This window comes from Iodidimonas gelatinilytica, assembly GCF_008579125.1.
Lineage (GTDB): Bacteria > Pseudomonadota > Alphaproteobacteria > Sphingomonadales > Rhodothalassiaceae > Iodidimonas > Iodidimonas muriae.
In genome coordinates this window covers 54334-78662 of the sequence record NZ_BKCL01000008.1, presented here as the reverse complement: position 1 = coordinate 78662, position 24329 = coordinate 54334, and the positions used below count along the sequence as shown (strand labels likewise).

The window sequence follows — 24329 nt, the reverse complement described above, 5'->3', positions numbered from 1 at the left end:
GGGTGTTCTTTAAATGTCGGGACAAGCAAAAGGGGCTCCCCGGCCGGGAAGCCCCCTAATTATCTGAGACGACGTGTCAAACACCGCGGATGCGGGTCTGGTTACGCGGCCTTTTTCAGGGCTGCCTCGGCTTGATCGACAAGCGCCTTAAAGGCGGTTTCTTCGCGCACGGCAAGATCGGACAGCACTTTGCGGTCCAGCTCGATCCCGGCCAGTTTCAGGCCATGCATGAAGCGGCCATAGGTGAGGCCATAAAGACGCACACCGGCATTGATGCGCTGAATCCAAAGGGCGCGGAAATTGCGCTTTTTGGTGCGGCGATCCCGGTAGGCATATTGCAGAGATTTTTCCACAGCCTGTGTGGCGGTGCGGAATGTGTTTTTACGACGACCGCGGAAACCGGCGGCTTGGTCGATAACTTTCTTGTGGCGGGCATGGGTGGTCACACCCCGTTTAACGCGTGCCATATCTGCTTCTCCTTAATCCGCTCAGCCGGCGTAGGGCATGAATTTTTTGACGATCTTTGCATCCGCATCCGACAAGGTGTCGGTGCCACGCAGATTACGGATCTGCTTGTTGGTGCGTTTGATCATGCCATGGCGTTTGCCGGCTTGGCCTGCTTTGACGCGGCCAGAGGCAGTGATTTTGAAGCGCTTCTTGGCGCCGCTCTTCGTTTTCATCTTGGGCATTTTGCACTCCTTTCAGACGCGTGGTGCATAACGCACGCACTTGTGCTGTTTTTCGGGTCGCCGCGGCATGCCCTATAACAAGGCCGGACCACCCAGTTCCTTTGTCGAAGCCACGGCATATACAGCCTGCCCGCCCTTTGTGCAAGAGAGGCGTTGCCAGCCCGTGCGCTTTTGGTACCATGGGTGCCTCGTTTATTCATGTTCAGCTTTCTGATGGAGATATTTGTGCGCGCATTCCTTACCTTTTTTCACCGCATGGGGCGCCGTGCGGCTTTTTGTGGTTTGGCTTTTATAAGCCTGTCTTTGGCCGCCGCTACTCCATCGGCATTTGCCCAAACAGATCCGGCCCACCATGCGCCCGCCATCTGGAAAATGGAGAAAGACGGGTCGGCAGTATATTTTTTGGGCACCATTCATTTGTTGAAAGCCGATACGCCGTGGCTGAGCGATGAATTGAAAGACATCGCCGATAAGGCCGACAGCCTGACGCTGGAACTGACACCGTCCGAGATGGCTTCACCCAAATTGCAACAATTGGTGCAGTCGCTGGGATTTTATGCACCCGATGATGCGCTGTCCAACCACCTCCCCAAAGAGAGCTATGACCATTTGGCCGCCGCCTATGAAAAGCGCGGCATTCCTGTGCAGGCGATGGATCGTATGAAGCCGTGGATGGCAGGGCTGCAAATCAGCGTCATGTCGGCCATGCAGGCGGGCTTTTTGCCGCAATATGGGGTGGATAGCACTTTGGGGCAGATCGCCAGCGCCAGTGGCAAGGACATTCGTGGCCTTGAAAAGGGCGAAGAGCAATTGATGCTGTTTGCCAATCTGTCCGATGAAGCGCAAGTGGCTTTCATCGAAGAAGGTCTGGAGCAGATCGATGATCTGGCCCAGTATTTTGAAGAACTGAAAGAAGCCTGGCTGACCGGTGATCTGGACGCATTGGATGCATTGGTGACCGATGGCTTGGAGGAAAGCCCGGAATTGGCTGACAAACTGCTGTATCAGCGCAATAGAAACTGGATTCCGGCTTTAGAGGGTCTGCTTGACGAACCGGGCACCCATTTGGTGGCGGTTGGCGCCGGCCATTTGATAGGCGATAAAAGCGTGATTGCCTTATTGCGCGCCAATGGCCATGAGCTGACCCGTCAATAAAGAGGCCAATAAAAGCATTTTTGCTTTGAAATCCGGGTGGCGGCTGCAGATGTCGTCGCCCGGATTTATTTGGGCTACTGTCCGGTGGGAAAGCCCCCGGCGCGGGCCAGCATGGAGGGCAGCGGTTTGCCGATCTTGCCTTCAAACCACCGGGCTGCCGCAATCAGCCGATCCAGATCCAGACCGCTGTCCACCCCGGATTGGGCCAGCATATAAACCACATCTTCCGTTGCCACATTGCCGGTGGCCTTGGGGGCAAAAGGACAGCCGCCCAATCCGCCCAGTGACGCATCGATAATGGAAACGCCGGCCTGATAGGCTGCCCAGACATTGGCGATGCCGGTATTGCGGGTATTGTGAAAATGGGCGCGTAACGGAATATGGGGAATGGCTTCACGCAGCCTTGAAAACAGCTCCGTTACTTGCGCCGGGACCGCTACCCCGATGGTATCGCCCAGCGCCAGTTCTTTCGGATTTTCCTCTGCGATGCGCTTGGCCATATCCACCACCCGCGCCATGGGCACGGCCCCATCGAAGGGATCGCCAAACGCCACGGAAATGGTGGCCTGAACCGCCATATCTTCCGCATGGGCAAGGCGGCAGATATCGCGCACCACATCGATGGATGCTTCCCAACCCATGCCCTGATTTTTTTCACCAAAACCGTCAGAGGCCACGGCCACGCAGCCCACTTCATCGATACCGCCGCCGCTATCGCGGCTGTCCAGCGCCCGCAACAAGCCGCGCTTGTTAAGCACCAGCCCCACATAAGTCACATCGTCGCGTTTGGGCAGGCCGGCCACCACCGCTTCCGCATCGGCCATTTGCGGCACCCATTTGGGGTGCACGAAGCTGGCGACTTCGATGCGGCGGGCCCCTGTGTCCATCATCTGTTCGATCAGGGCGATTTTCGTCTCGGTGGGCACAAGCTCCGGCTCGTTTTGCAAGCCATCGCGCGCGCCCACTTCCACCATTTCAACGGGACGATGCATGATCAGACCATGAAGCTTTCGCCGCAACCGCACAGGGCTTTGGCATTGGGATTGTCAAACACGAAGCCGGTTTCGAACTTGTCGTCTTTCCAATCCATGCGCGCGCCCTTGAGATAAGGCAGCGACTCTTTATCAATAAACAGCTTCACATCCGCCACTTCGACCACGGCGTCGTCGTCTCTGGCGGTTTCCACATAATCCACTTTATACATCAGGCCCGAACAGCCCGCCGCTTTGGTATAAAGGCGAATACCCAAGGCCGGTGTATCCCGCTTGGCCATCAGGGCCTTGATATGGGCGGCGGCTTTTTCGGTGACTTCAAAGTCCGCAGTCATGGCGATGCACTCCTTCAAGGCTTATAACAGCCCCAGTTCCAGACGGGCTTCATCGGACATACGCGACATATCCCAAGGCGGATCCCATACCAGATCCACATCAACATCGTTCACACCCTCGACAGAGCGCACCCGGCTGTCCACTTCCATGGGCATGCTTTCAGCCACAGGGCAATGGGGGGTGGTGAGGGTCATCTGGATGTCCACATTGTTGGTGGCATCCACCTCGACGCCGTAGATCAGCCCCAGCTCATAGATATTGACCGGAATTTCCGGATCGTAAATCTGCCGCAGCGCTTCGATGACGCGGGTTTTCAGATCGCCTTCGGAGGCTGCCGGCACGCTATCGGTTGTTGTGTCTTGCGCATTGTCTGCATCGGCTTCGCCTTCGGCCTTCAGGAAATCTTCCAGATAGCCGCCATCTTGCTTGTGCGACCACACAGGGCGTCCCTGCGGGTTCTCTGCGCCATCATCCGATTTGAAATTGTCATCCATCATCCGAAGATACTCTTCACTTTTTCAAGGCCGCGGATCAAGGCATCCACATCGGCCCGGCTGGTATAAAGCCCGAAGCTGGCTCGCGCCGTACCCGGTACATTGAACCGATCCATGGCCGGTTGGGCGCAATGATGCCCGGCCCGTACAGCAATGCCTTCTCTATCCAATATGGTGCCGATGTCGTGGGGATGACACCCCTCCATCACAATCGACAGGATTCCGGCCCGTTTGGGCGAACAACCGATCAGGCGAATATCGTTCAAAGGGGCAAGTTTTTCTGTCGCATAAGCCAGAAGGTCTGCTTCATGGGCCATGATTGCTTCGAAACCGATGGCCAAGACATAATCAAGCGCTGCCTTCAGCCGATACCACCGGCGATATTGGGGGTTCCCGCCTCGAACTTGTAAGGCAGATCGTTCCATGTGGTTTTCTCGAAAGTCACCGTAGAGATCATGTCGCCGCCGCCTTGCCACGGAGGCATGGCTTCTAACAGCACGCGTTTGCCGTATAGCACGCCAATGCCCGTGGGGCCGTAAACCTTATGGCCGGAAAATACATAGAAATCGGCATCCAGATCCTGCATGTCCAAAGGCCGATGGGGCGCGGCCTGACAGCCATCCACCAACACCTTCGCCCCAACCTTATGGGCGGCGGCAATCATCTGTTTGGCGGGCAGTTCCGTGCCGATGGCATTGGAAATATGGACAAACGCCACCAGCTTGGTTTTTTCGCTCAACAGCGCCTCATAGGCCGCAAAATCCAGCGCCCCTTCGTCATCCACCGGGGCCACCTTGATTGTAATACCGATGGCATCGCGCAGCATCTGCCACGGCACGATATTGGAATGATGCTCGATGGCGCTCAGGATGATTTCATCCCCGGCCTTTAAAAAGGTACGGCCCCAGCTATTGGCCACCAGATTGATGCCTTCGGTGGCGCCGCGGGTGAAGATGATTTCCTTGGTACTGTCGGCATTGATGAAGGCCCGCACCGTTTCACGGGTGGCTTCATAGGCTTCGGTGGCATCCTGGCTCAATTGATAGACGCCGCGATGAATATTGGCATATCCGGTTTCGTAAAAGCGGCTGACCGCGTCGATTACTTGCCGGGGTTTTTGCGCGGATGCAGCACTGTCCAGAAAGACCAGGGGCTTGCCGTGCATGTGCTGCGACAGAATCGGGAAATCGGCACGCACAGAATCCAGATCATAGGATGCGGGGGAGGCGAGGGCTTGGCCGTCCATCACTGGTCCCCTTCTTTTGGTGCATCCATGGCGGAATTGGCGGAGGTCAGCCAGTTGCGGGCATCGGCCAGAAAGGCATCACGCACAGGCTCATTGGCGATATTCCCACATAGTTCCGCAACAAACGCTTCCACCAGCAAGGCCCGCGCTTCATCGGGGGCCAATCCGCGCGCCATGAGATAAAACACCTGATCGGCGTCCAGCTCTCCCACCGTTGCTCCATGGGCGCATTGCACATCATCGGCATAGATCTCAAGCTCGGGCTTGGTGCTGGCCTCGGCTGCACGATCCAGCAGCAGGCTGTCGGCTTTTTGCCGCGCATCCGTATGCTGGGCATCGCGGCGGACCAGAACCTTGCCTTGGAACGCTGCTTTGGACTGGCCTGCCAGCACGGCGCGATATGTCTGGGTGCTGGTGCAGCTTGGCACCGCATGGTCCATGAAGGTCAGCGTATCCAGCACTTGACCGGCGCGGGCAAGCTGGATGCCTTCATAGCCCACATGACCGCCTTCGGTGGTCACATCGGCGCGCAATTCATGGCGGGCACTGGCGCTGCCGCTGGCGATGGACGCCATCTGGAAGCGGGCTTTGCCAAGGGTGGCATAGGTGCGCGAGACATGCACTGTCCCCGACCCTTCATGCTGGCGACGCAGCAGGGTCAGATCGGCCCCGTCGGCAAGGGTGGTCTGGGTGATCTGGTTGGTGAAAAAGCGGCTGTCATCGCCTGCAAAGCTTTCTACCACCGTAAGGGACGCCCCTTGGCCCAGCCGGATCACATTGCGCAAATGGGCGGCCCCATTGTCCGCATCGGTTACCAGATAAACAATTTCTATGGGGGTTTTGACCTGCATGCCTTCGGGCACTTCGATCACCACACCTTCGCTCATCATCGCAGTGTTGAGCTGGTCAAAGGCATCGCCGTCGCGCAGATCCATCACCAGATCGCGGATCGACCCGCCACCCAGCATCAAAACATCGCGCAGGCTTTTGGGGGCCAGATCGGCGGGCAATGTGTGAAGCCGGCTCAAAGGCCGTGAAAAACGCCCATTCACAAACACCAGACGCGGCGCATCCAGCCCGGCTATAGCGGCTTTTTCAATGGCCGCAATGTCTGCTTCCGGCGCTTTGGTAACCGGCTGGAACGGGGTTTTGCGCAGGGCCTTGAGGTCTGCATAACGCCAGCTTTCCAATTTGCGGCCGGGCAAGCCAAGGCTCATGAAACGGGTCATGGCGATATGGCGCAATTCCTGCAACCAGCCCCCGCCCGGCAAGGCGGGGCGCGTGGTGTCATAGGCTTTTTGAAAACCCGATATGTCTGAGCTTTGATCCATCATCATGCCACCGACTGATAGCCTTTTTCTTCCAGTTCTAGAGCCAGTTCGGGGCCGCCGGACCGCACGATGCGGCCATCTGCCAGCACATGCACATGATCGGGCTTCACATAATCGAGAAGCCTTTGATAATGGGTGATCAGCAAGATTGCCTTATCCGCCCCGCGCATGGTGTTGATCCCGTCTGCCACCACTTTCAAGGCATCGATATCCAGCCCGGAATCGGTTTCATCCAGAATGGCGATGGTGGGGTCGAGCACCGTCATCTGCACCATTTCATTGCGCTTTTTCTCGCCGCCAGAAAAGCCCACATTCACAAAGCGCTTCAGCATATCGATGGACATGCCAAGCTGCCCGGCCTTTTCGCGGGCCAGCTTCATGAAGGCCCCGCCATCCAAGGGCGGCTCGCCCCGTTGATGGCGCTGGGCATTAAGGGCAGAGCGCAGGAAATTCAGATTGGAAACGCCGGGGATTTCGGTGGGATACTGAAAGCCCAGAAACACCCCCTTGGCGGCCCGCTCATGGGCGGCCAGTTCCAAAAGGTCGGCACCCTGATAGAGCACGGAGCCTTCGGTGACTTCATAATCTTCACGGCCCGCAAGGGTGGATGCAAGGGTGGATTTTCCGGCGCCATTCGGCCCCATGATCGCATGCACTTCGCCAGAGGCGATGGTCAGATCCAGCCCCTTCAGGATTTCTTCGCCTTTGATGGCGACGTGCAGGTTCTTGATGTCAAGCAATGTGCTCACTTGGTGCCTCTTATCTGTGTTATGTCGCCCATTGAGGGCCGTGTTACCCGACGCTGCCTTCAAGGCTGATGCCCAACAGCTTTTGCGCCTCGACGGCGAATTCCATGGGCAGTTCTTTCATCACTTCTTTGGCGAATCCGTTGACCACCATGGCCACCGCCTCTTCTGCATCCAATCCGCGGGCCATGCAGTAAAACATCTGGTCGTCGGAGATTTTCGAGGTGGTGGCCTCATGCTCGATCTGGGCGGTGGGATTTTTCACCTCGATATAAGGAACGGTGTGCGCGCCGCATTGATCGCCCAGCAACAGGCTGTCGCACTGGGTGAAATTGCGCACATTGTCGGCGCCGCCCATCACCCGCACCAATCCGCGATAGGTGTTGTTGGAACGGCCCGCCGAAATCCCTTTCGAGATGATTTTCGAGCGGGTGTTCTTGCCGATATGGATCATTTTGGTGCCGGTATCGGCTTGTTGGCGATTGTTGGTCACCGCCACCGAATAAAATTCCCCGACGGAATTATCGCCTTCCAGAATACAGCTTGGATATTTCCAGGTGATCGCCGAGCCGGTTTCCACCTGTGTCCAGGAAATTTTGGAATTGCGACCCCGACAGGCCCCGCGCTTGGTGACGAAATTGTAAATCCCGCCTTTGCCGTTCTTGTCGCCGGGATACCAGTTCTGGACGGTGGAATATTTGATTTCCGCATCATCCAGCGCGATCAGTTCCACCACGGCGGCATGCAGCTGGTTCTCATCGCGCATGGGGGCGGTGCAGCCCTCCAGATAGCTGACATAAGAGCCTTCATCGGCAATGATCAGTGTGCGCTCAAACTGGCCGGTATTTTCCGCATTGATACGGAAATAAGTGGAAAGCTCCATGGGGCAGCGCACCCCTTTGGGGATATAGACAAAGGTGCCATCGGAAAAGACGGCACAATTCAATGTGGCGAAGAAATTGTCCCGTTGCGGCACCACAGAGCCCAGATATTTGCGGACAAGCTCGGGATGTTCGCGCATGGCTTCGGAAATCGACATGAAAATCACGCCGGCCTTTTCAAGCTCTTTGCGGAAGGTGGTGGCCACCGATACGCTGTCGAACACCGCATCCACCGCCACTTTGGCCGCCCCCTCAACCCCTGCCAGAACTTCCTGTTCGGCAATGGGAATACCCAGTTTTTCATAGGTACGTAACAGCTCGGGGTCCACCTCGTTCAAGGATTTGGGGCCATCCTTTGCCTTGGGGGCCGCATAAAAATAGGTGTCTTGATAGTCGATGGGGGGATGGCTGATCATCGCCCAATCCGGCTCTTCCATCTTTTGCCACATGGCAAAGGCCTTCAAGCGCCAGTCCAGCATCCATTGCGGCTCTTCTTTTTTGGCCGAAATGAAACGGATCACATCTTCATTAAGACCCTTGGGCGCAAACTCCGATTCGATCTCGGTGGACCAGCCATGCTTGTATGTGCCAGCAAGTTCGGCGACCTGATCTTTGGTTTGGGTGGTGGCAACCATCTGGTAGCGTCCTTTTTAGACTAAAACTTGTCGCGCGCCGCGCCGCGCATCTGGGCGAAGGCAGGTGGCAACGGGCTATGAGCGATATCGGCAACCGTGACCCCCGACAGGCCATCGCGCACGGCGGCATTGATGACCTGCCAATGGGTGCGCATAGAACAAACCGGTTCGAAATCGCAATCGCCGGGCGCGTTTTCAATGCAGTGCACAAGGGCGATGGGTCCGTCCACCGCTTCGATCACATCGGCAATGCTGATCTCAGACGAGGGGCGGGCCAAAGAAAAACCGCCCTTCAAGCCACGATGGGATAAAGCCAGACCAGCGCGCGACAAAGCCCCCAGAATTTTTGAAACCGTCGGCACAGGAAGGCCGGTTTCCGAGGCCAGATCGGCCGCATTCACACGGCTGTCACGGCGGGCCAGAGAGCCCATCAAAACAACGGCATAATCTGCGAGATTTGTCAGTCTGATCACAGCCGCCTCACCCTTGATCGTGAACCTTATCCGTAAAAATTCGACTCCGCATAACAAATCGGACCGAAACTGTCCACTTTCAAATGGGGGCGCTGCGGGGTCCTGTCAATAATGTGAAATACGGGCTTCGGGCATGGGGCGTCGCGCTTGGCACGGTCGGTGGTCCCATGCGGCCTTTCCGAAAGATCAGGGGCGCACGCGCGGGGGGCGGCGATCCTTGCGCGGCTGCTGGGCTTGATAGGCTTCGCGACAATGCGCTTCGCAATAGGGCATGCCCGCAACAGAGTTTTTGCCACAGAAATGGAAATCGTCGTCGCCGGGATGGCCGATGGGCCATTTGCACATGCGTTCCGTCAGATCCAAAAGCGTGACCTTGGCGTTTTTATCTTTTTTCGCAGCCTTTCCGGAGGCTTTCTTGTTTTTCGAATCGGTTTTCACCGGTGAAGGGCGGGACTTCAGCCCCAGGCGATGGGCTTTGCCGATCACGGCATTGCGTGTCACGCCATCGCCGATTTCCCCGGCAATCTGGCTGGCAGATAAGCCTTTCTCCCACAAGCGCCGCAAGAGATCGATTCTTTCATCTGTCCAAGCCATGGGTCTTCCTTAAGCAAAAAGGTCGCAAAGCACATCGGGGAACACCCGAAAACGCACATTGTGGCGATTTCCATCACGCACTCAAATTGGATTGAGCGCACTATATAGAGGCTTATCGCGCGCATACAAGCCCGCACAGATGTCCAAATAACATCCCAAGGGCCGGGGAGGGAGTGTTTTCGGGTGGCGAGGCTGCCGCCCACTTGCGCTGGCTGGGCGAGACGGATATTTGTGGGCAACGATTTTCCCCCACCGGATCGGTTCAGGCGGGAAAATCGTTTGTATCCTCGTCTGGAGACGGCTTTATGACCATGCGTGCCATCAATGACATTCACAAGCCCGGCAGCCGCCGTATCGGACGGATCAACGGTCTTGGCCTGTGGACCGTTTATGAAAAGGAAGTGCGTCGTTTCTTGAAGGTCTGGATGCAAACCATCGGCGCGCCTGCCGTTCAGGCCATCTTGTTCTTTCTGATTTTTGCGGTGGTTTTGGGCGGCTCCGACCGGGTGACCACCTCTGTGGCCTATACCCAGTTTCTCGCACCGGGCCTGATTATCATGGCCTTGCTGCAAAATTCTTTTGCCAACACATCATCGTCGCTGATTATCGCCAAGGTGCAGGGCACCATCGTTGATGTGCTGATGCCGCCCTTATCGCCGGCGGAACTGACTTTGGGTTTCGTGGCGGGCGGTGTGACACGCGGGTTGACCATCTGTGCGGTGCTGATCGGCTGTTTTGCGCTTTTGCCTATTCCCGCCATTATGATTACCCATCCGTTGGCGATCCTATATTTCGGGGCGGGGGCCGCCATCATGTTGTCGCTGATGGGCATTTTGACCGGTATCTGGGCCGAAAAATTCGATCATGTGGCCACCATCACCAATTTCATTGTCGGGCCTTTGACCTTGTTGTCGGGCACATTTTATTCCATCGACCGGCTGAAGGAAAAAATGGGCTCGGGCGCGCAATGGCTGGAGCCGATTTTGGCATTCAATCCGTTTTTCTACATGATTGACGGCTTCCGCTACGGCTTTATCGGTGAGGCAGACAGTTCCGTTATGACCGGTGCCATGGTGATTGCGGGCATTGATGTGCTGTTGTGGGTCATCACATGGCGGGCCTTGAAATCCGGTTGGCGATTGAAATCCTGATCGCTTGACGCGGCATTGCCTTGATAAACTGACAGAGGGTAGGCACCGGCCTATCCTTTTGTTCTATGGGCAATTCCTTCCTATTTCACATATTATTTTGTTTTATTTACCGCTTGTCTTATAGTGCGCAAAGGGACGGGACGCTTTGTGTCTAGAAATGTGGGTAGGCGTTAAGATGGCATGATCTCCCGCCTGTGTTGTTACGCACCACATATTAGGGAGAGACCTTATGTTCCGTAAATGGATTGGGGCCGTTATCGCCCCTGTTTTTCTTTTGCTATCCGCGGCGGTTTTTGCGCAATCGGATGCCCCCAAGCGCGAGATGATCACCGAATTGCAGGTGGACCCGGCCCATATCCCCGCCTTTGAAGAGCATCTCAAAGCCATGTTTGATATGGCCAAGGAAGCGGGCTATCCCCACGACACCTATGTAGCTCAATGGCGCAATTTATATTATCTGGTGACTCCCATCGGACAGTATGCGGATCTGGATAAGGTGTTTGCCGCCCGTGGCATGGTTTGGGAAGAAGGGGGCGATGCCTTTCAAGACCACTATAATGGCATGCAGACATCTTTGTTGGACAGCCGCAGCTGGTTGTCACGTTATGCTGAAGAAGTGTCTTATAAACCCGCCGCCGGCGGTTCGCCTGCTGATGGCGATGTCTTCATGGAAATCGACAGCTTCAGCTTCAAGCTCGGCCATTGGGACGAGGTGGAAGACATGCTGGCTGATGTCAAGGCTATCTACGAGGAGCTCGAGATTCCTTATGCCTATGATGTTTATTATGAAGGCATCGGCATGCAAGGCAATCAGGTGACCTTCATCAGCTATGCGCCCGATGCGGCCACCATGGCCCAACGCAATGCGGAGATTGAAGCCATGATGAAAGATCATGCTGGCTGGATGGATCTATTGGAACGGTATTTCAAGATCGCCAAGTCTTCCACCACCATGCATGGCATACAACGGCGGGATTTGACCTTGATCGCGGATCGGGCCGACCAGTAATCGATTTTGGACCGCCGCTACATTGACAGGGGCAGCCCGAAACCCGATATTGCCAACAGACTTGAGCGCGGCGCCTGAATGGGGGCCGCGCCAACTGTTTTCGGCCCACATAACCGCATTGGACAGGGCCGGTCATATGGGAAAAAAAGGGAGGCCGCAGTGACTTCAGCACTGATGTCGGTTTATCGGCAAGCAGAGGTGGCATTTGACCATGGCAAAGGCGCCTATATCTTCGATGTGAATGGCCGCCAATATCTGGATTTCAATGCTGGAATTGCTGTCTCAACCTTGGCCACGCCCATCCGCATCTGGTGAAAACGCTGCAAGATCAAGCGGCGAAGCTGTGGCATACTTCCAATCTATACCGTATTCCCCATCAGGATCGTTTGGCGGAACGGCTGGTGGAAACCACCTTTGCCGAGAAATGTTTCTTTGTGAACTCTGGCGTGGAAGCCATTGAGTGCGCGATCAAAACCGCGCGGAAATATTTTTATGACAAGGGCCAGCCGGAAAAAAATCGCATTATCACATTGGAAGGTGCATTTCATGGCCGCTCCATGGCGGCAATTTCCGCGGCTGGTCAGGAGAAACTGGTCACAGGCTTTGGGCCGCTTCTGCCCGGCTTTGACCGGGTGATCCCCGGCGATCTGGACGCTATGAAAATGGCGATCACGCCGGAAACCGCCGCCATTATGGTAGAGCCGGTTCAAGGCGAAGGCGGGGTCAATCCACTGAGCGATGCCTATATGCAGGGCGTGCGGGCCTTGTGTGATGAAAACGGTCTTTTGATGATCTGCGATGAAATTCAATGTGGCATGGGCCGCACTGGCAAGATGTTTGCCTTTGAATGGTCGGGGATTACCCCCGATATTGTGGCAGCGGCCAAGGGCATTGGCGGCGGCTTTCCCTTCGGGGCGTGCTTGGCCACCGCAGAAGCGGCCAGCGGCATGACACCGGGCAGCCATGGCACCACCTATGGCGGCAATCCGTTGGCTATGGCGGTGGGCAATGCGGTGCTCGATGAATTGCTGAAGCCGGGCTTTCTGGATCATGTGATCGATATTGCGGCCTATCTCAAGGCCGCTTTGGATGATTTTGCAAGCCGCCATCATAATGTGGTTGAAGCCGTGCGCGGACGCGGCCTGATGCTGGGCGTGAAGCTGCGTGGCCTTGATCCGCGTGAAACGGTGGCGGCGGCTTTGGCCAATGGTCTTTTGGTGGCTCCGGCGGGTGACAATGTGATCCGTCTGTTGCCGCCCTTGATTATCGAGCGCCCACAGGTGGATGAAGCCATGGTGCTTTTGGAGAAAACCCTCGCCAGTTTGACGCAAGACGTCGAGAACGATGCGGGATAAGCCCTTTCGGGGTTCGGAGATATATATGACACGGTCTGACGCGGCGCAGAGCGCTGTACGGCATTTTCTGGATCTGGATCTTCTGGATGCCACCACCTTACGCGGTATTCTTGAGGATGCCAAAGCCATGAAAGCGGGGCGCACGGGCCTTGCCAAAGGGGCGGCTGATCGCAAAGCGCCTTTGAATGGCGATCTATTGCTGATGATTTTCCAAAAATCCTCCACCCGTACGCGGATTTCCTTTGAAGTGGCCATGCGTCAGCTTGGCGGGGCAGCCAGCGATCTGGATGGCAGCCGGCTGCAATTGGGGCGCGGCGAAAGCATCGCCGATACGGCGCGGGTGTTGTCTGCTTATGGCGATGCCATTGTGTTGCGCACCGATCACCATAACAATCTGACCGAAATGGCCCGATATGCGTCGATCCCGGTGATCAATGCCCTGACCGATCACAGCCATCCGTGCCAGTTGATGGCTGATATGCTGACCTTCGAGGAAGCCAATGGCCCGATCAAGGGGCAAAGCGTTGCATGGTTGGGGGATGGCAATAATGTGGCTACGTCGATGATTCATGCAGCGATGCGCTTTGATTTTCGGCTGCGCCTTGCCTGTCCAAGCGGCCATTTGCCCGATGCAGATGTGCTGGCGGCGGCACAGGCGGAAGGAGCCGATGTGGTCGTGACCGATGATCCAGTGGAAGCGGTGAAGGGCGCGCGCGCCATCTATACCGATACATGGAGCTCCATGGGGCAGGAACGGGCGCCTTCGGAATTGGCCCCTTTCGAGCCTATCGGGTGACAACGGATCTGATGGCCCATGCCGCCCCCGATGCGCTGTTCTTGCATTGCTTGCCTGCCCATCGTGGTGAAGAGGTAACGGATGCGGTGATGGATGGCCCGCAATCGGCGGTTTGGGAACAGGCCGAAAACCGCCTTCATGCGCAAAAGGCGATTCTCAATTGGTGCCTTAACCGATCCTGCTAATGTGATAATGGGGGCGTTCGGCCCTTAAGCGTGAGTTGAACCATGACGGACAGTGCCAAACGATCAGACAACCGGCCCATTATCGTGGCGGATAGCGGCACGTCGGACAATCAGGTCCAGCCCTTCCAGATCGAAGGCATGGATGTGCGCGGCCGCGCCATCCGGCTGGGCACAGCGGTGGATGAAATTATCATCGCCCATGATTATCCGAAGGCGATCGCCACTTTGGTGGGGCAGATGGTGGCACTGGCGGGGCTTTTGGGCTCGATCTTGAAATTCGACGGCACGGTTACCATTCAGGCCAAGGCCAAAGACAGTGCGCCGGTGAATTTTCTGGTCGCCGATTTCGATACGCCCGGTCATATCCGGGGCTATGCGGATTATGATGCGGAAGCCTTGGCGGCTTTGGGGGCGGATCTGGATTTTCGCAGCCTTGTGGGGCATGGCGGTTATATGGCCATGACCATCGATCAAGGCGCGGATATGGAGCGCTATCAAGGTATTGTGGACTTGACTGGAGAAAGTTTAAGCGACTGTGCGGTCACATATTTCCTGAATTCCGAACAAACGCCCACAGCGTTGCGTCTGGCGGCGGATATTGATCCGGTGTCTGGACATTGGCGGGCTGGCGGCATCATGGTGCAACATCTGGCGCATGGTGAAGAGGGTGGCCCCCGGCTTTTGGACCGCAATGAGCAGGAAAACTGGCGGCGTGCATCCATCTTGATGGAAAGTGTCAAGGCGGTGGAGCTGCTGGACCCGAAGCTTGATCTGCACAGCCTGTTATACCGGCTTTATCACGAAGATGGCGTGCGGGTGTCCGAGCCCTTGGATGTTGCGCATCAGTGCCGCTGTTCCCGCGATAAGCTTCTGGCCGTTCTGGGTACTTTTCCCGAAGATGATCTGCGCCATATGATCAAAGACGAGAAGATCGAGCCATTTGCCAATTTTGCAGCCGCGCTTATCATTTTGCCCCCAACGATGTGGGGTTGGCAGAGTGACGCTGTGATTTTGGCCCTCTGCCCTTATCTTCATAACGCTGATTCTGCCTGGCCTCGCTCGGCCCAATCGACAAGAGCCGATAAAAGCCTTTGCGCCCGCCCAAGCTGATCAAGGCTCACATATTCATCGGGCTTGTGGGCCTGCTCGATGGATCCCGGCCCACACACAATGGCCGGAATACCAGAGATTTTCTGGAACAATCCGGCCTCGGTGGTGAAGGAAACGGCATGGCTTTCATTGGCCCCTGTCAGCTTGCGCATCACCGCTTCCGCATCTTCTGATCCCGCAGCATCCAAAGCCGGGGCTTGGGCGATGGTTTCAAACCGGATGTCGCATTGGGGGGCTGTGGCGCGCAATTTCGGCAACACTACGCTTTGTGCATAGTCTTTTATCTTCGCCAAAAGTGCATCGGGATCGGCTTCGGGGATGGGCCGGAACTCCCAATCGATTACCGCATGATCGGCAATGATATTCACCGCATTGCCGCCCGAAATCTGCCCGATATTGATGCTGGTGAAGGCAGGCTCGAATCGTTCGTCGCGAATCTCGCGCAGATCCGTGGCCATTTTTGAAAGAAAGCCCAACAGATCACCGGCAGCAAAAAGCGCATTGGCCCCTTCATCGGGCAGGCTGGAATGGGCGGCCTTTCCGGTGATGGTGATGCGTTGCACGCAGATCCCTTTATGGGCGGTGACGATTTTCATGGAGGTGGGTTCGCCCACCAGCGCAAAGCGTGGCTTGACCGGCAGATGCGCCAGATGATCCACCAAAGAGCGCACGCCCGCGCATCCCACTTCCTCGTCATAAGACAGGGCCAGATGCACGGGCATTTTCAAATCGGCTTTGGCAAGGCGTGGGATCAATGCCAAAGCCAGCCCGATAAAGCCTTTCATATCGCATGCGCCGCGCCCAAACAGCCGTCCTTCATGGATGGTGGCTTCAAAAGGATCGCGCGACCAGGTTTGCCCCAGAACCGGCACCACATCCGTATGGCCGGAGATGAGAAGGCCGGGCGTATCCCGAGGCCCGAAACTGGCCAATAGATTGGCTTTTGTGCCCTCTGGATTTTCAAACAACTGCGCGGTGATGCCATGCTCGGCCAATAGCCCCCGCACATAAGCGATCAGATCCATATTGCTGTTATGGCTGATGGTGGGAAAGCTGATCAGATGTTTGATGATCTCGAGCGGCGTATCCATTGGCTGCACGGCAGAGTCCTTGGGCTGCAAAGAGGAAGAAAGCCCACCATGCCAGCGCCTTTTGTGCTGTGCAATCATTGACGCTTGATTTCGCAACGCACCGGCTCTAGGTTCCTGCCCAGTCTGATGCGGGTGTAGCTCAATGGTAGAGCTCTTGCTTCCCAAGCAAGTGACGAGGGTTCGATTCCCTTCACCCGCTCCATTCCTTATTTCCTGCCAATGCGCTGATGCTCAAAGCCATGTGGGGCTGCGGTCCTTTTTCGGCAGCATCGGCGCATAAGTCATATGGTTTGATGGGGTGCGCGACAAACATTCATAGCCTTGGCCATATTTCCTGCCCTCGCCAATTATACGAATATTCTCGTAATTTTTCTGGGCGATGCCTCGTCTTAAGAAAATAGAAACACGTAATTTGTAGGGTGGAGAAGCTTTCAGGCTCTTTCCATATAGGACATTCGGAACCAGTGAACCACGTTGAACGGCCCAATAGGCAAGTGGCTACCTCTTTGCCCCTGTGGATGTTTCTCCTAGTGGTGATTTGGAGCAATCCTGCTTCAGCCTCGCAAATCCCAATCCGGTCGGCACAGCTCCAATCGGCGGAACAGCTTGTGGGCGATGCCGTGGCCGCAAGCGATTACGATCCGACGCAGGCGCTATCCCTTGCCAAACAAGCGCTGGAACGGGTGGCGGATATCAAGGCCCCCGGGCTGGAGGTCAAAGCCTTAAGTCTCGCCGCCCGCGCCCAAACCCGCCTGGGCGCTTTTGACGATGCTTTAAAATTGGGCAATCAAGCTATTTCCATTGCCGAATCCCATGCCATTACAGGGCCGGATTTGGCCGATGCCAATGATTCGCTTGGCGTGGCTATATGCGCCTTGGCCAAATGGATCGGTCTTTATTGGCCATGCGTAAGGCGATGGATTTGCGCAGGGGTCTGGGTCTGGAATCGGCCCTTGTGCAATCCCTCACCAATATTGCCACGCTTTATGCGCTGACCGGCGATTATCAAGAGGCGGAGAGCCTCTTGCGTACGGCTCTTCAGCAGACCCGGGGTCTGGATGAAGCGACTTTGCTGAATCGGATTTTAATTAATCTGTCCTATGTGTTGATGGAAGGTGGCACCCCTAAGGATGCGCTTCCTTTGCTGGAAGAAGCCCGCGCACTGGCCCGTGCCTCCGGCAATTCTTATTTTCTTGCGCATGGTTTGCACAATACCGGTGAAGCTCTGGTTCGGATGGAGCAATATCAGGAGGCCGCGCCATATCTCAATCAAAGCCTGACGCTTTCAAAACGCTTGGGCATCAAATCCGTTTCTGGCGACAATTTTCAGTATCTGGCACAGATCGCCTTGGCCGATGGGCGTGTGGGCGATGCTTTTGCCCTTGCCAGTCGGGCGTTGGATCTTGCTCTTGAAACCAAGGAAAATCACCGTCTGCGCGATATCCATGTGCTCTTGAGCCAAATCGAGCGTGCGCAAGGCAATATTGAAAATGCATTGCAGCATTTGGAAAAGCACATCGATTTGAAAGATGCGGTGTTCAATCAGGCACGTGATCGCACCCTGTCCCTTTTACGCACCGAATTCGATCTTGCGGAAAAGGACCATGAAATTGCCCTTTTGAACCGCGATCAGAAAATCCAGGCCCTGCAATTGGACAGGGAAAAATCCTATCGACAGGTCACGGTCGGCAGTTTGGCGATCATGGTTCTCATTGCGGGGGGGCTTGCCTGGAGCTTGCGGAGCAATATTCTTGCCCGCCGAGTCGCTGCTTCAAAGGCGATGGAGCTGGAAAAAACGAAGGATGCATTGGCAAAAGCCAATCAGGCGAAATCCGATTTGCTGGCCACAACCACCCATGAAGTCCGCACCCCGCTCAATGGCATGCTGGGCATGGCGCAAGTGCTGTTGAAAAGTCCGCTCGACCCGGTCCAACGCCGACAGGCCGAAGCCATTCGTCAGGCGGGTCAGGCGATGTTGGTGATCCTGAACGATCTGCTGGATATTTCGAAAATCGAAGCGGGACGAGTAGATCTGGAGCCATGTGTCATTGATCTGAAAAGCCTGGTTTCGGGCTACCGTGATTTATGGCAACCCAATGCGCAAGAGCGTGGCCTGACCTTCGATGTTCATCTGGCTGCGGATTTGCCTGATCGGATCATTGCCGACCCCAATCGCATCCAGCAGGTGCTGTTCAATCTGATTTCCAATGCCATCAAGTTCACCAAAAAAGGGAGCGTTCTGGTGCGTATTTCCCGCTCTGAAAAGCAGAAAGACGCAGGAAAAATGGCCCTGTTATTTGAAGTGGTGGATAGCGGTCCCGGCATCGCCGATGATGTGCAGGCCATCTTGTTCGAGCAATATAATCAGGGAAAGCTGGGCGCCGGAGGAGATATCCAAGGAACCGGACTAGGGTTGCATATTTGCCGCCAGCTTACCCTGTGTTTGGGTGGGGACATTGGTTTCGACAGCGAAGAAGGCAAGGGAAGCCGATTCTGGTTTGCAATCCCGGTAGAGATTGCCTCGGATTCCAGCGAGCCATGCCAGCTTTGTTCGAGCCTGTCCGAGAACAGTCTTGATGCTGTGCCTGATCTGTCATGCGATACACCGGATCAACCGAGTGACGATCCGGTGGGCTCGCCGGATGTTCAGCAGGCCGATGGTCCGCTGCGTATTCTGGTGGCAGATGACAATGATATGAACCAACAGCTTATGTCGGCGATTTTGGGAAGCTGGAATGTGCATTATGAGATTGTCGATGATGGCGCCCAAGCGGTGGATCAGGTGAAGACCAGCGCGTGGGATGTGGTGTTGATGGATGCCTATATGCCTGTGCTGGATGGCGTTCGCGCCACACAGACCATCCGGTCGCTCAAGGGTAGCGAGGCCCATACGCCGATCATTGCGCTGACGGCCAGCACGCAATCTGACGATCAGGCCCGATTCGCAAAAGCCGGTTTTAACGGCTTTGTTTCCAAACCGCTTAATCTGGATGTGCTGGCGGCGGAAATCACCCGCCTTACCGGACGGTCTGTGGCATAGGCTCGCTCTGGGCGGAAGAAGGGCATCGGCACAGAATGTCCGATGAAAGACAGACCATATAAGACGCCTTTTCCGGCGCCGTATTCACAAAAAACAGAAGGGGAGTCTCCCTTGTGATTATTTTGAGACATTCTTCCCGTATTCATAACCATGATATAAAATCTTCGCACTTATAAGTTGACATTTCGCGCAAGCTGCGGCACCATATGACCATGCGTGATTGTCACACATATCAAGGGGCGCTTCCCATTCCGCGTTGGGGGCTCTGGCTGCTTTTAAGCGGCCTGTTGTTGCGTGCTTTGATCCCTGTAGGCTTTATGATTGACATGTCATGGGCGCAATCCGATGGTCCGTTGATTGTGCTCTGCCCCGATGGTCTTGAAGGCTGGTCGAAGGCACGCCCTTTGAAGGGGTCTTTGACGAACATCAACATCACGCACAAGCAGATGGCACACAGTCGGATATGACACACCGTGATGCAGCGCCTTGCGTCTTTGCGGTGATAGCAGCTCTCGCCGCTGCAATGATTCTTCTGGGATGCCTGCTTTCTTTATGGACCATGGCCCGCTCCTGGGCATGGCCCAAGGATATCCGCCTTGATAATATGGCGGCCCTTGGGAATTTCGATGCCCGCGCCCCTCCCGCATACGCCTGACGCTTTTTGATCTATAAACGCCCGCTCCTTCCTGTCGGGCCAGTTGCGTTATTGTGCGCCCAATCGTAATGCGCACGAGTGTTCGGGAAATATATCCTTATGTTGCGTTCTATGAAAAGCCGCAGGCTGAATGCCCGCGCGAAGGCCCGTGCTTGCCAAACGGCCAGCGCTCTTGTTTTCGGCCTGTTGATCCATATGCCCTTTACTGTCCAAGGCTGGGCCGCCTCTTTGGAGGAAGAGGGAGCGGACGGGCCAAAAAACCGCTCCATCGTTGAAGAAATTATTGTGACCGAAGACCGCAAGGGCTCCATGACAGCCCCCGGCCTGGAAGAGGCGCGCCGCCGGATGACGCGTATTTCCGGGGCGGTGGATCTGGTCGCTGCTGAAGAATTCGGTCAGGAATATGTAGAACATCTGGGCGACATGCTGCGTATGACCCCCGGTGTTTTGGCGCAAGAACGCTATTCGGAAGAAATTCGCCTGTCCATCCGTGGATCGGGATTGGGCCTGAACTTCCATTTGCGCGGTGTCGAGCTGTTGCTGGACGGTACGCCGATCAACTTCTCTGACGGTTTTGGTGATTTTCAGGAAATCGATTCACGACTTGTGCGCTATCTTGAAGTGTATAAAGGCGGCAATGGTTTCGATTTTGGCGCGGCTTCCTTGGGCGGGGCCATCAATGTGGTTTCCCCCACCGGACGCACCGCCGCAGATGCCAATAGCCTGATGGTGGAAGGCGGCAGTTTCGGCACGGCCAAGGTGACCGGAATGATGGCGCGGGCCGGAGATGACTGGGATTTCTTCGCTGGGGCCACCGGCGTCCATTCCGACCAGTTTCGCGACCATAGCACGCAAATCACCGGGCGGTTTACAACCAATGTGGGTATAAAACTTTCAGAACAGGTGGAAACCCGCTTCTATTTGATCGCCAATCATATCAATCAGGAAATCCCCGGATCGCTGGATTTCGACACCGCTCTCACAGACCGCAAACAGGCCGTTCAGAACAATATCGACAATGACTGGGCGCGTAATATCCGGTCCTTGCGGCTGATCAACAAAACCAGTGTGCAAATGGGGGCCAGCGGGCAACTGGATTTCGGCGCTTATGGCACCATCCGCGATCTTGACCATCCCATCTTTGTGTTTATTGACGATGAAGTGCGGGATTATGGCTTGTTCGGGCGCTATACAGACAGTCTGAGCCTTGCCGGATTGCGCCATGACATCACCCTAGGCATGACCGCGCGGCGCAGCACGATTGATGATGACTGGTTTGTCAATGAAGGCGGTCGGCGCGGGTTTCATATCCAGTCCACGCAGCAGGATGCGTCCATTATTCAAGGCTATGCAACGGACCAGATCTATCTGACCGATACATTTGCGCTGGATCTGGGCCTGCAAGCCTTTGCGACGAAGCGTGATTACACGGACAATTTCGATCCCATCAATGATGATGTGGTGAATTATTCAGCTCTCAATCCCAAATTCGGTCTGCTTTGGGATGTGGCTCCCCGCACGCAGATCTGGACCAACATCACCAAAAGCGCCGAGCCGCCGGCTTTCTCGGAACTGGTGCAGCGGCCGATCTTGCAATTTGTCGAACTTGAAAAGCAGACAAGCTGGACCGCTGAAGTGGGAACGCGGGGGGCCATGGGCCCGCTGGCTTGGGATGTCACCTTATACCGGGCATGGATCGAAGGGGAATTCCTGCGCTTTGCCATTGATGGCAATATCCCGGCCAATAGCTTCAATGCCGATGATACCATCCATCAAGGGTTGGAAGCGGGTCTGCATCTGACCGCCGCCGAGGGCCTGTTCGGGCGGGATGATACCCGTTTGATCATCGAAGGAGCCTATACGCTGAGCGATTTCTTCTTCCAGAATGATGAACAGTTCGGCAACAATCAGCTTGCGGTGACCGTGCGGCATTTGCTGAATGCGGAAGTGCGGTTGGAAGAGCCGGATCGTTTCCATATTGCCATGACTCTGGAATGGGCGCCGAAGGCACCATGGGTGGACTTTGCCAATACATTGAGAGCCACCGATTATGCGGTGTTCGGCCTGAAGGCCGGGGCAACCATCGCCGATGGACTGGAATTTTATGCCAATGTGCAAAACATCACCAATAAGCGGTACATCTCCACCTTTTCGAACGTGATTGATGCCTCCGTTGACGGAACGGCGCTCAATGTGTTTACGCCCGGTGACGGTATTGGTGTTTTTGCCGGGATCAAGGCCAGCTTTTGATCATGAAGCAATCAGTATTCAAATGGCATCATCGAGCCGCATGGATTGCAGGCGTGGCAGCCCTCCTTTGGGGGCTGTCAGGTCTTTCACATCCGATCATGGTGTGGCTGTCGCCGCGTCCCGCCAGTTTTTCCACGCCCGTCTGGCCGCTTGAACTAGGGGGCGCACAGGCCCCCGGCGCGATCATGGAAGGGGCCGGTATTTCATCCGCCGTTGAAGTGCGGGCCGTTCGCACCGGACCGGAGGCCGCCAAGACCGCCAATGATTATTATCTGATCCGGGAAGGGGCGGATGGTCCGCGCCGTTATTTCAATCCGCAAACCGGCGCTGAACAGCCCGATGGGGACCGAATGCGGGCCGAGGCCTTGGCCCGATATTATAGTGGCGATCAAAGCAGCCCCATCAAATCGGCTGATTATCTCACGCAGCATACGGCGGATTATCCGGCCAATAATCCGCTTTTGCCCGTCTGGCGTGTGGTGTTTGACCGATCGGACCGTATCACCGTTTATGTGGATACCGGCAGCGGGCGATTGGCAACGATCGGCAATCGAAAACGGGATGCGATCCTTACGGTGTTCACCAATGTGCACACCATGTCTTTTTTACCCGCAGGTGCGGAATGGGCGCGTGTGATGCTGATCGGTTTATTGATTGGCAGCTTGTTTGCAGCGGCGGTGCTGGGGCTTGGTTTGCTGATTCTTTTGCGGGCCAGAAGAAAAGCCACGATGGACCGCAAATGGCATCGGATTCTTGCCCATGCGGCCGTGATTCCGGCTTTGATGTTTTCAAGTTCCGGCCTGTATCATTTGCTGCATGCCAGTACGCTTTTGAGTGCTGCCCCTTCGGTTGTGCCGCAAACCCGCTTTTCAGCGTCCGAGCTTTTAGGGCTAAAGGGCGATGATATGGCGGCTATGGCACAAACCCACGCTGCAACACAGGCGGTAACAGGCCTTTCGGCTGCACGCTCGGAAGCGGGTGATCTTGTGTGGCGGGTGGCGTTGGCGGCCCCGCAGCAAAGCGCCGGTCATAGCGCGCTTGCCCATGCCCATCATGGGGCGATGCCGGATCAGGTAATGTCTGCTGCCAAGGCATTGCCCACAGCCTTGTGGATCAAAGGCGACAGCGGAGCATTGATGGAAAATGCCGCGCAAGATATTGCGCGGGCGCTGGCAACAAAGGCAATCGGACTCGGCGAAAACCGGATCGTCTCTATGGATCAGGTGCATGGCTTTACCCCGGAATACGGGTTTTTGAACAAGCGCTTGCCGGTTTGGCGTGTGGCCTTTGACGATCCCGAAACGCCGCTTTTGTTCGTTGATGCCGCTGATGCGGTTGTGGCAGCCACCGTCAGCAAGGCGGATGTGCGGGAAGGAAAATTTTTCAATACCATCCATAAATGGAGCTTCCTCGACTGGATGGGGCAAAAGCCGCGGGATGTGGTGATCATGAGCTTTGTCGCCCTGATCGTGCTGACAAGCCTGTTCGGGTGGGTGACACAAATCCGCCGAATCCGGCAATCGGGCACACAGCGGAAAAAGAGCCCTTGATCCTGCGGGCAATCGGCGCAAGGCTCTGTCAGAATTAGTCCTTCGGCTTTTTTGATATGTCATCAGGAAAGCCAGATGGATTGAAGGGGAGAGCCAAATGTCCAAGACCTATCTTTATATCGTTGGCGTGGATGGAAGCGAGTGCAGCCGTCGGGCCGTTGAATTTTCCGCCAGGCATGCGGCCCATAGCGGTGGACAAATTCTATTGGCCAATATCGTCCATTGGTCGGGCTTCACTCCGCTTTCGGTGGAAGAAGCCATGCGCCGTCCCGTCGATAAAAAAGAAGAAGAAAGAATTGCCAAGGAAACGGTTCTGGCTCCGCTTGTCGAGCTTGCCAAATCCTTGGGCGTTACGGATGTGGACAGTTATTATAGCTGGGGCAATCCCGCCCGCGAGCTGAAAAAGCTGGCGAAAGAGCGGCAGGCGGAAATGATCATCGTCGGTAGACGCGGCCATTCCAGCTTTGCGGATCTGGTTCTTGGCTCTGTGGCCAATTCCGTTGCCCACATCGCGGAAACGCCAGTCGTTTTGGTTCCGTAACGAAAATGTCTCTTTCACGAGCCG

The 24329-nt window shown here is 55.8% G+C and carries 22 protein-coding genes, 1 tRNA gene and 3 pseudogenes; 14 read left to right on the top strand and 12 right to left on the bottom strand.

Annotated elements, in window-relative coordinates:
* Positions 1–101: 101 nt before the first annotated feature.
* Both rplT and rpmI read right to left on the bottom strand, forming a co-directional pair.
* On the bottom strand, positions 102–467 hold the full coding sequence (gene rplT / locus JCM17844_RS10865) for a 50S ribosomal protein L20 (protein ID WP_150000978.1): 366 nt from the start codon (positions 465–467) through the stop codon (positions 102–104).
* Between the two features lie 21 nt (positions 468–488).
* Positions 489–689: a 50S ribosomal protein L35 gene (rpmI, locus tag JCM17844_RS10860; RefSeq protein ID WP_150000977.1), complete on the bottom strand. Its 201-nt coding sequence runs from the start codon at positions 687–689 to the stop codon at positions 489–491.
* Between the two features lie 225 nt (positions 690–914).
* On the opposite strand from rpmI, the gene JCM17844_RS10855 reads away from it, so the two are divergent.
* On the top strand, positions 915–1844 hold the full coding sequence (locus JCM17844_RS10855; RefSeq protein ID WP_210431834.1) for a TraB/GumN family protein: 930 nt from the start codon (positions 915–917) through the stop codon (positions 1842–1844).
* 74 nt (positions 1845–1918) lie between these two features.
* Here the strand turns inward: JCM17844_RS10855 and JCM17844_RS10850 are convergent, their stop codons facing one another.
* The 9 genes and pseudogenes from JCM17844_RS10850 to JCM17844_RS10810 form a co-directional block, all read right to left on the bottom strand.
* Entirely contained in the window at positions 1919–2836 is a 918-nt protein-coding gene (locus JCM17844_RS10850) for a hydroxymethylglutaryl-CoA lyase (protein ID WP_150000975.1), read from the bottom strand.
* 2 nt (positions 2837–2838) lie between these two features.
* On the bottom strand, positions 2839–3171 hold the full coding sequence (locus JCM17844_RS10845) for a HesB/IscA family protein (protein ID WP_150000974.1): 333 nt from the start codon (positions 3169–3171) through the stop codon (positions 2839–2841).
* Positions 3172–3192: 21 nt separating this feature from the next.
* Entirely contained in the window at positions 3193–3669 is a 477-nt protein-coding gene (locus tag JCM17844_RS10840) for an SUF system Fe-S cluster assembly protein (RefSeq protein ID WP_150000973.1), read from the bottom strand.
* Positions 3666–4831: pseudogene (locus tag JCM17844_RS10835) on the bottom strand (SufS family cysteine desulfurase). Before JCM17844_RS10835 ends, JCM17844_RS10840 begins: the two are co-directional and overlap by 4 nt.
* A gap of 80 nt (positions 4832–4911) precedes the next feature.
* Positions 4912–6249, bottom strand: coding sequence for a Fe-S cluster assembly protein SufD (sufD, locus tag JCM17844_RS10830; protein WP_150000972.1), 1338 nt, complete (start codon positions 6247–6249; stop codon positions 4912–4914).
* Positions 6246–6983 carry a Fe-S cluster assembly ATPase SufC gene (sufC, locus tag JCM17844_RS10825; RefSeq protein WP_150000989.1) on the bottom strand — a complete coding sequence of 246 codons (738 nt, stop codon included), beginning with the start codon at positions 6981–6983 and terminating at the stop codon, positions 6246–6248. Before sufC ends, sufD begins: the two co-directional genes overlap by 4 nt.
* Positions 6984–7035: 52 nt before the next feature.
* On the bottom strand, positions 7036–8505 hold the full coding sequence (gene sufB / locus JCM17844_RS10820; protein ID WP_150000971.1) for a Fe-S cluster assembly protein SufB: 1470 nt from the start codon (positions 8503–8505) through the stop codon (positions 7036–7038).
* 20 nt (positions 8506–8525) lie between these two features.
* Positions 8526–8978, bottom strand: a complete 453-nt coding sequence (locus tag JCM17844_RS10815; protein ID WP_210431832.1) for an SUF system Fe-S cluster assembly regulator — start codon at positions 8976–8978, stop codon at positions 8526–8528.
* A 186-nt stretch (positions 8979–9164) separates the two neighbouring features.
* Complete coding sequence (locus JCM17844_RS10810; RefSeq protein ID WP_150000970.1) at positions 9165–9572, bottom strand: GcrA family cell cycle regulator; 408 nt, start codon at positions 9570–9572, stop codon at positions 9165–9167.
* A 305-nt stretch (positions 9573–9877) separates the two neighbouring features.
* Between JCM17844_RS10810 and JCM17844_RS10805 the strand changes: the two genes are divergently transcribed.
* The 5 genes and pseudogenes from JCM17844_RS10805 (at position 9878) to JCM17844_RS10785 (ending at position 15178) form a co-directional block, all read left to right on the top strand.
* Positions 9878–10723, top strand: a complete 846-nt coding sequence (locus JCM17844_RS10805) for an ABC transporter permease (RefSeq protein ID WP_210431831.1) — start codon at positions 9878–9880, stop codon at positions 10721–10723.
* 229 nt (positions 10724–10952) lie between these two features.
* Complete coding sequence (locus JCM17844_RS10800; protein ID WP_150000969.1) at positions 10953–11732, top strand: hypothetical protein; 780 nt, start codon at positions 10953–10955, stop codon at positions 11730–11732.
* Between the two features lie 174 nt (positions 11733–11906).
* Positions 11907–13087: pseudogene (locus tag JCM17844_RS10795) on the top strand (aspartate aminotransferase family protein).
* 25 nt (positions 13088–13112) lie between these two features.
* Positions 13113–14068 (top strand): annotated as a pseudogene (argF, locus tag JCM17844_RS10790) (ornithine carbamoyltransferase).
* A 42-nt stretch (positions 14069–14110) separates the two neighbouring features.
* On the top strand, positions 14111–15178 hold the full coding sequence (locus JCM17844_RS10785) for an Hsp33 family molecular chaperone HslO (protein ID WP_150000968.1): 1068 nt from the start codon (positions 14111–14113) through the stop codon (positions 15176–15178).
* Here JCM17844_RS10785 and argE read toward each other — a convergent pair.
* Positions 15100–16269, bottom strand: a complete 1170-nt coding sequence (gene argE, locus JCM17844_RS10780) for an acetylornithine deacetylase (protein WP_235898979.1) — start codon at positions 16267–16269, stop codon at positions 15100–15102. The two genes, JCM17844_RS10785 and argE, sit on opposite strands and share 79 nt — an antisense overlap.
* 128 nt (positions 16270–16397) lie before the next feature.
* Here argE and JCM17844_RS10775 point away from each other — a divergent pair.
* From JCM17844_RS10775 to JCM17844_RS10745, 8 genes are all read left to right on the top strand, one after another.
* Positions 16398–16471 (top strand) — tRNA-Gly (locus tag JCM17844_RS10775).
* 262 nt (positions 16472–16733) lie between these two features.
* Positions 16734–17264, top strand: coding sequence for a tetratricopeptide repeat protein (locus JCM17844_RS16055; RefSeq protein WP_235898977.1), 531 nt, complete (start codon positions 16734–16736; stop codon positions 17262–17264).
* Complete coding sequence (locus tag JCM17844_RS10770) at positions 17192–19309, top strand: ATP-binding protein (protein ID WP_235898976.1); 2118 nt, start codon at positions 17192–17194, stop codon at positions 19307–19309. The genes JCM17844_RS16055 and JCM17844_RS10770 overlap by 73 nt, the downstream gene beginning before the upstream one ends.
* A 206-nt stretch (positions 19310–19515) precedes the next feature.
* Positions 19516–19776 carry a hypothetical protein gene (locus JCM17844_RS10765; RefSeq protein WP_150000965.1) on the top strand — a complete coding sequence of 87 codons (261 nt, stop codon included), beginning with the start codon at positions 19516–19518 and terminating at the stop codon, positions 19774–19776.
* A complete protein-coding gene (locus JCM17844_RS10760; RefSeq protein ID WP_150000964.1) occupies positions 19773–19964 on the top strand; it encodes a hypothetical protein in 192 nt (63 codons plus the stop codon). Before JCM17844_RS10765 ends, JCM17844_RS10760 begins: the two co-directional genes overlap by 4 nt.
* Positions 19965–20063: 99 nt before the next feature.
* Positions 20064–22214, top strand: a complete 2151-nt coding sequence (locus tag JCM17844_RS10755) for a TonB-dependent receptor family protein (RefSeq protein ID WP_150000963.1) — start codon at positions 20064–20066, stop codon at positions 22212–22214.
* Positions 22215–22216: 2 nt separating this feature from the next.
* Positions 22217–23764, top strand: a complete 1548-nt coding sequence (locus JCM17844_RS10750) for a PepSY domain-containing protein (protein ID WP_150000962.1) — start codon at positions 22217–22219, stop codon at positions 23762–23764.
* Positions 23765–23861: 97 nt separating this feature from the next.
* Positions 23862–24305 carry a universal stress protein gene (locus JCM17844_RS10745; protein ID WP_150000961.1) on the top strand — a complete coding sequence of 148 codons (444 nt, stop codon included), beginning with the start codon at positions 23862–23864 and terminating at the stop codon, positions 24303–24305.
* The last annotated feature ends 24 nt before the right edge of the window (positions 24306–24329 follow it).